We start from the raw sequence: 8,826 nt of genomic DNA on the forward strand, positions 1-8,826 counted from the left end.
ACCTGCCCCCTTCAGTAGGGCCAGTGGGCTTCTAGCAAAGTCCCTTTAAATCAGCTCCTGGAAAGCGGCAGGAGCGTCCGCTGTTGCCCGATGTTTCGCAGCGAACTCCGACGGCGAAAGGTAGTTCAGTGCACTGTGCGGCCTTTGCTCGTTGTAGTCCTGACGCCATGCCGCAATGACAGCACGAGCGTGGGCGAGCGTCGTGAACCGGTGCTCGTTAAGGCATTCGTCGCGGAACTTGCCGTTGAACGATTCGATGTATGCATTCTGCGTTGGCTTGCCCGCTTGAATCAACTTCAGCGTGACGCCATTCGCATACGCCCACTGGTCGAGCGCGCGGCTCGTGAATTCGGGCCCCTGGTCTGTTCGCACTGCCTTGGGATAGCCACGGAAACGGGCGGCACGGTCCAATGCCCGGGCGACATACAAGCCTGAGATGCCGTGGTCCACGACGATGTCGACAGCCTCTTTCGTGAAATCGTCGACGATGGTCAGGCACTTCAGGCGCCGGCCGTTGGCAAGCGCGTCCATCACGAAATCGATTGACCACACCTCGTTGGGTGCGCTCGGCAACGCCAGTTACTCACGTTCAATCACGACGCTGTGGCGCCTGCGACGGCGCCGCACAGCCAGCCCTGCCTCACGGTACAGGCGATAGACGCGCTTGTGATTGGCGTGTGTGCCTTCACGTTCCACCAACGCGTGCAGGCGGCGGTAGCCAAACCGACGACGCTCATGCGCCAGCTCCACCAGACGCGCCGATAAGTCCTCGTTCTCGTGGTCCGGCTTCGCGTCGTAATGCAATACGCTGCGAGAAAGCCCGACAAACCGGCAGGCGCGGCGCTCAGAGATGTTGACCTTCTCCCGAATCGCCGACACTGCGTCGCGCTTGGCTTGCGGGCTCAGGGCTTTCCCTTGACGATAACCTTCAACGCTTCCATATCGAGCATTGCCTCGGCCAGCAGCTTCTTCAGCCGCGCGTTCTCGGCCTCAAGGTCTTTCAACCGGCGTGCTTCCGAGACTTCCATGCCGCCGAACTTCGCACGCCAGGTGTAGAACGACGCGTCACTGAACCCATGCTTCCTGCACAGTTCCTTGACCGGCATACCGGCCTCGGCTTCCTTCAGAATCCCGATGATTTGCTGTTCCGTAAAGCGCTTCTTCATGTTCGTCTTCTTCTCCGAAAACGAACTTTACTAGGTTCCTGTTGGCTCTGTTATCCGGGGGCAGGTCACGTCAAATACGAGTGCCTTGATTCCACTGGCGCTAACGTTATCCATCGTCATCGCTCTTTGTGATGGAGCTGTTGATGCTACCGTGCTCGCACGGTCAGCCAATGCATAGCATTCGGCGAGCAAAATATCGGGGCCATAGGGCGGTGACCGCGTTCAGTTTCATTTGTCACCAAGAAACCAGTCAACTCGCGAGCCCGCTGTAGTTTTGATGTATCGGCTATGTGTCAGGTAGCTGAACCTTGAGCGGCGGCTGATGCGGTCATATGCTGAACCAGGTTTTCTCGCGCGGCTTCGGTGTGTCGCATACTGAGTTCCGCGGCAAGCACCTCGTTGCCATCCGCTATAGCTTCTGCGATTGCTGCGTGTTCGTCCCAGACGGTCTTGCGCTGGCCAACAACCTGGTGCACGGCCCCCATAACACGCCGCAGATGAATCCAATGGAGACGCGCATTCTCAACTATCAATGGATTCCCGGACGCAGAATAGATGGCCGCGTGGAATGCCATGTCAGCCTCAATCATGGCTTTGATGTCGCCACCCTTCGACGCCTTGCGGCCGTTAGCAACCAAAGACTTGTCTAACTTCACTCGCTGCTTTGCGGCGAGACGGGCAGCAAGAGCGTCCAGCGCGCCTCTCAGTTCGTAGAGGTGGCCGACTCGTCGCGCATCAAGCGGGGCAACTTGCAACCCACGCCCAGGCGCGTCCTCCACCAGACCATCCTTCTTCAAAAGGCGGAATGCCTGTAGCACAGGGGAGCGAGATACGGCGAGTTGCTCGGCGATTTCCTCCTGAACAATGCGCGTTCCCGGAGCAAGCGAGCCCTCGCTAATAGCGTCAAGCAGCACCCTATAGACTTCGTCTACATAGTCTGGTCGCGACTGCAACTTCAAGAGTTTTGCTGGCATGATGATAAGCGCTGTGAATACAGAATACTGTCAGCTTACCAGCATTGCCAGGTGTGATGGGTTGTCTGAAATCAGAGGGAACAGATTGAGTTGCTGTGCATCCGATACTAACGGGCGACTGGCGACAAGCACGCGAACCATAGCGGGATTTCCGAATGGAGCCTGGCTTCGTACGGTACGTCCGGTTGCACATAACTCGCCATGAACGCGCTTTCAAGCGCCTCCCGTGCCGTGCGGCCACCGTTCGAGTCACTTTGCTGGACAAGAACGACAGCAGAAGTCGCGCAATACCCCTCGGCTTGTCTAACGCCGAAGGCCGCATCGTCAAGCAAACTTTTCGCGCTGCAGTGATTTACATCCCGCACGACAATCGACGTTAGCCCACTTACCGTCCGACCCAGAATCCACCCTGCGCGAAACTGACCGAAAGCGTCAGTCTCAGTCGGCACACGTATCAGGCCTGTCAGCCCTTCGAACAGTTCCTTTAATTGCAAGACGGCGCACGCGGTCTGTGGAATCGTCTCTGCGTGAATCCATGGAGTAAGCGCCGAACTGGGTCGCTCGCTTTCTTTGAACGAGAAGCCCGTCTCACCAATCGGGTGTGACATCCGTTCAGATGCCGGCCCTTCGGACACCATCAGGTAATCAGGCATTTCCACCGCGTTTCTCCCTTTGTCTCAAATTGAAGCAGTCGACTGCTTGTTCAAATCCGAAGTATCGAGTTCCGGCTACCGTCTACTGTATACAGAGAACGTAAAGGCCAGGCCGTTGACGAGCATATCCGTACAAACACCGATAACGCGTCAAACAAGGGTCGGTCGCGTGAGGCATATGTGCTCGGAAGGACCGTTTGTCGCGGCGGACGCCCGTGATAACCAGGCTCGGTTGAATACCTCTTCTGACGACCAAAACCAGACGCATAGGTGTTTACCCATAGAGACACTAGTCTAGTGTGCGCCTAGCCTTTGGATACAGAGTTCAAAACACGGTACTCAGTAGACGGTTCTGAGCAAAAACACCTGAGTGTGGTCCCTATCAATCATTGGAGGCAGGAAGACATGAGCGTCAAATCGGACAAGATGGATGACGAGAAGCGCACCGGAGGTTCGCCTCCGGTCACCAAAAAGCTGATTCCGTTCGGCGGTTATTACGCGAACCGCACGCCCGCGCACGACCCTGAGCTGACGGAAACAGGTCCGGGGACGCCGACGGGCGAATTCATGCGCCGGTTCTGGCATCCGGTGTGTATGTCGATGGAGCTGACCGACACGCCCCGCTTCCTGAAAATCATGAACGAAGAACTCGTCGCATTCCGTGACAAGAGCGGCCGCGTCGGCGTGCTCCATGCGCATTGCGTGCACCGGGGCGCGTCGCTTGAATACGGCGCCATCCAGGAGCGCGGCATCATGTGCTGTTATCACGGCATGGTGTTCGATGTAGACGGTGCGTGCCTCCACGTCCCGTTTCCGAAAGGCGAAGAGAAGGAAGCCGAGAAGTACGCATGCTCGATTCGCCAGGGCGCTTACAAGGCCGTCGAACGCAACGGTCTCGTCTTTGCCTACATGGGGCCGCCGGAAGAAGAGCCGCCGTTTCCGGAATGGGAAGGCGATTACACGGTGATGCCAGGCGACGAACTCGTCCCGTACAGCAACTTCCAGCACTGCAACTGGCTGCAGGTCCAAGACAATGCGGCGGACAACTATCACCCGACGGCGCTGCACGCCGGCAAGAACGTTGTCGACGGTCACTATCAAGGCACGACGTTTGACGAAGTGGGTGCCGCGTCGATGGAAGTGGCTCCCGACATGAATTTCGTTCCAGTCCAAGGCGGTCGCAGTCTGGCGTGTGCCGGTGCGCGTCGCGTCAACAAGGACAGGCTCTTTGTGCGGGTCCAGCATCAGGTCCTTCCGAACCTGAGCCTGCACGCGTATACGTCCGAAGACGGTTCGAAGAAAAAGTACTTCAGCCGCTTCCACATCATCCGCTGGACGGTACCCGTCGATGACGAAAACAGCAAGATGATTGGCTGGCGCGTCATAGGCCCGGGCATCGACACCCGCGGCGTGGGTAACAAGGAACTGGTCGGCTACGAGACCATCGACTTCCTCGAAGGTCAGGTCGCGATGCGCCGTCCGGAGCGCTTTGGCAAATACAAGCTCGAAGACATGCCGCCGATTCCGACAAATCATCGTGAGCGGGCGATTTACAAGCAGGCTCAATACGCACCGGGCGACTACGAGGCCATTATCAGCCAGCGCCCCATCGCAGTACATGCGCTCGAAAATCCGACGAAGTTCGATGCGGGCCTTTATCAGTTCCGCAAGATGCTGCGCGACGCAGTCCGCGGCACGAATGCAGCGGCGTCGGCGCAAGGTTTCGCTGAATGGTTCCGTGCACTGGGCGGCGCCCCCAACAGCTTCTGCTCAGGCAACGTCTTCGAAATCGCGGAGGGTGCGACCGTCGAAGAAGAAGTCGCACGTCGTCGCAAGGTACTGAAGGCGGTCGTCCAGATTCTGACCGAAAGCGACAGCATGAAAGGCGAAGAACGCGGCGAGTTCGTGCGCAACAAGTTCGAAGAACTCGAACAGTCGCTGAAGAGCTAATAGGGTCGGCGCGCCATTCTTTACGGTCTGGTGCGCACCGGTACCAGCCGCCTACAGCTGCGGCTGGTGACTCGCCAGGAAGGAAGAGACCATGGACACGGTATTGGAAAGAGAAGAAGCGGTTCAAGACATCGAAACCGGGACGCTCGATGTTCGGGTGAAGCAGATACGCTACGAAGGCAAAGGCATCAATTCGTACGAGTTCACGAGCCCGAGCGGAAAGCCGTTACCCCGCTTCGAAGCCGGTTCGCACATCGACATCCACCTGAAGAACGGTGTCATCAGACAGTACTCGCTCTGCAACTCGCCCGCCGAGCGCAATCGCTACGTCATCGCCGTACTCAAGGACGAAAATGGTCGTGGCGGCTCGCGCGCTGTTCATGAAAGCATCGCCGCTGGGGACATTGTCACCATCAGCAAGCCCCGTAACCACTTTGCGCTTTCCGAAGACGCGAAAAAGGTCATCCTGATTGCGGGCGGCATCGGCGTCACGCCGTTGAAGGCGATGGCACACGAACTGGAAGAGCGCGGCGTTGATTTCGTGATGCACTACTGCGCCCGAAGCGCGGAAGCGGCGGCCTTCGGCCCCGAGCTGGAACGCATGCAGCGCACGGGCAAGCTTCGCTATCACTTCGACGACGGCGAAGCAGCGAACCAGCTCGATTTGCGCGCGCTATTGAGCGAGCCCACGCCGGGCACGCATGTTTATTACTGCGGCCCGCCCGGATTCATGGCGGCTTGTGCTGACGCCGCAAGCCACTGGCCGAAAGGCACCGTGCACTTCGAGCATTTCAAGGCACCGGAGCAGCCGAAGCGGAAGTCCATCGGCACTGAAAATCAGGACGGGTGTGACGTCACGATTGCCAGCACTGGCCAGGTCGTACATGTTGGACCCAATCAGAACTTCAGCGAAGCGCTGAATGAGGCGGGTATTGAAGTTCCTACCTCATGCTGCGCCGGCTTGTGCGCGACCTGCAAGGTTCGCTATCTCGAAGGCGAAGTCGAGCACAACGATTTCATCCTGGACGACGACGACCGAAAGGAATTCCTCACGATTTGTGTCTCCAGACCGGTAAGCAAGACCTTGGTGCTGGACCTGTAACCACGAACAAACTCAACACGGACTGCGTGCCCCACGTAGTTCGTCTTCGACGCGTTATCGCGCAAATACGCGCCCATTGGTGCATAAAATCTGGAAATAGCATGAAAGTCTTCTACGATAAGGATGCCGACCTCGCGCTTCTGAAGAGCCGCAGCGTCGCAATCATCGGCTACGGTTCGCAAGGCCACGCTCACGCGCTCAACCTGAAGGACAGCGGCATCGACGTCTCCGTCGGTTTGCGCAGAGGTCCGTCCTGGGAGAAGGCAAAAAACGCTGGACTGACTGTGAAGAGCATTACGGGTGCAGTCAAAGAGGCCGACATCATCATGATGCTGTTGCCTGACGAGCAAATCGCCGAAGTCTATCGGGCGGAAGTCGAACCGTACGCCCGCGACGGGGCGGTCCTCGGCTTCGCACATGGTTTCAACATCCATTACGGTCAAGTCAACCCGCGCGCTGACCTCGATGTGATGATGGTCGCCCCGAAAGCACCGGGGCACACGGTTCGAAGCACCTATGCCGCGGGCGGCGGCGTTCCGCATCTCATCGCTGTTGCGCAGGACAAGTCTGGCTCTGCTCGCGACATCGCCCTCGCGTACGCTTCGGCGAATGGTGGCGGCCGCGCAGGCATCATCGAAACCAGCTTCCTCGAAGAAACCGAGACCGACCTCTTCGGTGAGCAGGCGGTTCTCTGTGGTGGGCTTGTCGACCTTATCAAGGCCGGCTTCGAAGTCCTCGTGGAAGCAGGCTACTCCCCGGAGATGGCGTACTTCGAATGTCTCCACGAAGTGAAGCTCATCGTGGACCTCATCTACGAAGGTGGTATCGGCAACATGAACTACGGTATCTCGAACAATGCCGAATTCGGTGAATACGTCACTGGTCCGCGAATCGTGACGTCAGAAACGAAGAATGCAATGCAAGCGGTCCTTCGCGACATCCAGACGGGTGAATACGCGAAGAGCTTCCTTCTTGAAAACAAGGCTGGTGCTCCGACGCTTCAAGCCCGCCGACGCATCACGTCTTCGCACCAGATTGAAATCGTGGGTTCGAAGCTGCGCGCGATGATGCCGTGGATTAGCAAGGACGCACTCGTCGACCGCTCGAAGAACTAGGTTCTCTGGCTTTGGCACGTACGGACGTCCCGCGCGCCCCCCAGCGTGGTCGCTGACGCAAAAGCAAAGGCACACCATGACATCGAAGTTGCCCAAGATTCAGTCACGCGGCGACTACGTCGAAGAGGTTTATAACTCCCTCGTCAACGCCATCTGCGAGGGGACGCTTTGGGGCAATCGGCTCATCGGCGAAACAGCCCGAGGGCATTGGGTTCATCTTAGGCGCGTCGTGGGCGCAATGCTGCAGGTGTCCGTGCAGCGAGAGTCTATTTGGGAAGAGCATGCCGCCATCGCACGAGCGACTGAACAGGGCGATGTAGCCCTCGCGATAAGCTTGTCCGAACTTCATGCCAAGACAGCTCATCAACATCTGATAGGCGAGCTCGAGGTGCTACTGCAAACCAAAACAATGGCTGACTTCAAGGCAATGGCCGAGGAGGTTTAGGCATGATTTTGAAGTGATAGCCATATTCCGCCTCATATAGTGAAATATATCTTTTATCTGTAAGCAATACTAAGTTGATTGCATGCATCTAATGCATTCATTCTGCACAGCCATCGTTGTATTCGCGTTTCCCCACTCGATAAAGGAGCATGTGATGTCTACAGTCGCTGAAGCGCAATCGGAAATCAGGCAAGAGTCGATTCTCAAGCCGGGCAAAATCTCGATTTACGAGCCGGACCAGGAAGGGCTTATTTTCCCCACGATGCCCGAATTCAAGAGCATCCAGGAGCATCGTACCCATTTGAAAGAGCGACTGGTTGCCGCGTGCCGCGCGTTCGCCCTCCAGGGTTATGACTATGGCTTCGCCGGTCACCTGACGGTTCGCGACCCGGAGAACCCGAGCCTGTACTGGACGAACCCGATGGCCGTTCACTTCTCGCAAGTGAAGATGTCCAACCTCATCTGTGCCGACCACCAGGGCAATGTCGTCGAAGGCGAATACGCCATTAACCGCGCAGGCTTCGTCCTTCACGCAGCTGTGCATGAGCAGCATCAGGACATCGTCGCCATGTGCCACGCACACACGACCTACGGCACGGCATTCGCCTCGCTCGGCAGGCCGCTGGCGCCGATTTCGCAAGACGCCGCTGCATTTTATGAGGACCATGTCGTCATTGGCGACGAGGCCGGCAAGGTCGCGGTGGAAGTCAAGGGCGGCAACAAGGTTGCAAATGCATTCGCGGGCGTGAAGGCTGCCATCCACCAGAATCACGGCCTTCTTACCGCTAGCCGTCACAGCATCGACTCGGCCGCCTTCTGGTTCATCGCGCTCGAGCGCTGCTGCCAGCAGCAGCTGATGATTGAAGCCACCGGCGTTACGCCGAAGGAAGTCACGCCGGAACGCGCGCGCTACAGCCGTGAGCACGTGGGCAGCGACTACATTGGCTGGTTGCACTTCCAGACCATCTGGAGCGACCTGGTCAATACACAGCAAGACATGTTCGACTGAGCATAGAGCGCAGTGCCCGATTCGTGTGCGCCGTTCGTCTGACGCGCGCGCACGAATCAAACGCCGGCGGAGAAGAGTCAGAAAACAGGTCGCCCGCCGCTTACAGGAAGGCCCCTAGCAGGCTGTTGAATTTCGATCCCGCGTAAACGGGATCCTGGGGCCGAACGTTATGGAAATCCTGTTCATGATCTTTGGCAGTGAATTCGATGCGCGGAATGGATGAGATGCAGGAAGCTCTTTTCACGACGGTCAAGCTTGAGGACTTCGTTCCGGCCGATCATCCGTTGCGCCCCATACGGTTGCTGGTCAATCAGGCGTTGAAGCGGCTCAACGGATTGTTCGGCATCATCTATGCGGACAGCGGCCGGGCCTCGATTGCACCGGAGAAGCTGGTGCGTGCGCTTCTGTTGCA

7 protein-coding genes and 2 pseudogenes are annotated in these 8,826 nt (G+C 57.7%); 6 read left to right on the forward strand and 3 right to left on the reverse strand.

Annotation, left to right across the window (positions count from 1 at the left end; translation table 11 throughout):
* Nucleotides 1–45 precede the first annotated feature (45 nt).
* The 3 genes and pseudogenes from GCT13_RS38280 to GCT13_RS38290 all read right to left on the reverse strand — a co-directional run bounded on the left by GCT13_RS38280 (nucleotide 46) and on the right by GCT13_RS38290 (nucleotide 2,799).
* Nucleotides 46–1,166: pseudogene (locus GCT13_RS38280) on the reverse strand (IS3 family transposase).
* Nucleotides 1,167–1,459: 293 nt separating this feature from the next.
* Entirely contained in the window at nucleotides 1,460–2,140 is a 681-nt protein-coding gene (locus tag GCT13_RS38285) for a GntR family transcriptional regulator (RefSeq protein WP_152767151.1), read from the reverse strand.
* A gap of 107 nt (nucleotides 2,141–2,247) precedes the next feature.
* Nucleotides 2,248–2,799: a hypothetical protein gene (locus GCT13_RS38290; protein ID WP_152767152.1), complete on the reverse strand. Its 552-nt coding sequence runs from the start codon at nucleotides 2,797–2,799 to the stop codon at nucleotides 2,248–2,250.
* A 399-nt stretch (nucleotides 2,800–3,198) separates the two neighbouring features.
* Between GCT13_RS38290 and GCT13_RS38295 the strand changes: the two genes are divergently transcribed.
* The 6 genes and pseudogenes from GCT13_RS38295 to GCT13_RS38320 form a co-directional block, all read left to right on the forward strand.
* A complete protein-coding gene (locus GCT13_RS38295) occupies nucleotides 3,199–4,743 on the forward strand; it encodes a Rieske 2Fe-2S domain-containing protein (RefSeq protein ID WP_152767153.1) in 1,545 nt (514 codons plus the stop codon).
* A gap of 91 nt (nucleotides 4,744–4,834) precedes the next feature.
* A complete protein-coding gene (locus GCT13_RS38300) occupies nucleotides 4,835–5,845 on the forward strand; it encodes a PDR/VanB family oxidoreductase (RefSeq protein ID WP_152767154.1) in 1,011 nt (336 codons plus the stop codon).
* Between the two features lie 101 nt (nucleotides 5,846–5,946).
* Complete coding sequence (gene ilvC / locus GCT13_RS38305; protein ID WP_152767155.1) at nucleotides 5,947–6,960, forward strand: ketol-acid reductoisomerase; 1,014 nt, start codon at nucleotides 5,947–5,949, stop codon at nucleotides 6,958–6,960.
* Nucleotides 6,961–7,036: 76 nt separating this feature from the next.
* Nucleotides 7,037–7,405: an FCD domain-containing protein gene (locus GCT13_RS38310; protein ID WP_152767156.1), complete on the forward strand. Its 369-nt coding sequence runs from the start codon at nucleotides 7,037–7,039 to the stop codon at nucleotides 7,403–7,405.
* A gap of 154 nt (nucleotides 7,406–7,559) precedes the next feature.
* On the forward strand, nucleotides 7,560–8,414 hold the full coding sequence (locus GCT13_RS38315) for a class II aldolase/adducin family protein (RefSeq protein WP_152767160.1): 855 nt from the start codon (nucleotides 7,560–7,562) through the stop codon (nucleotides 8,412–8,414).
* Between the two features lie 215 nt (nucleotides 8,415–8,629).
* Nucleotides 8,630–8,826 (forward strand): annotated as a pseudogene (locus GCT13_RS38320) (IS5/IS1182 family transposase); the annotation flags it as partial.

Source organism: Paraburkholderia franconis (assembly GCF_009362735.1).
GTDB lineage: Bacteria > Pseudomonadota > Gammaproteobacteria > Burkholderiales > Burkholderiaceae > Paraburkholderia > Paraburkholderia franconis.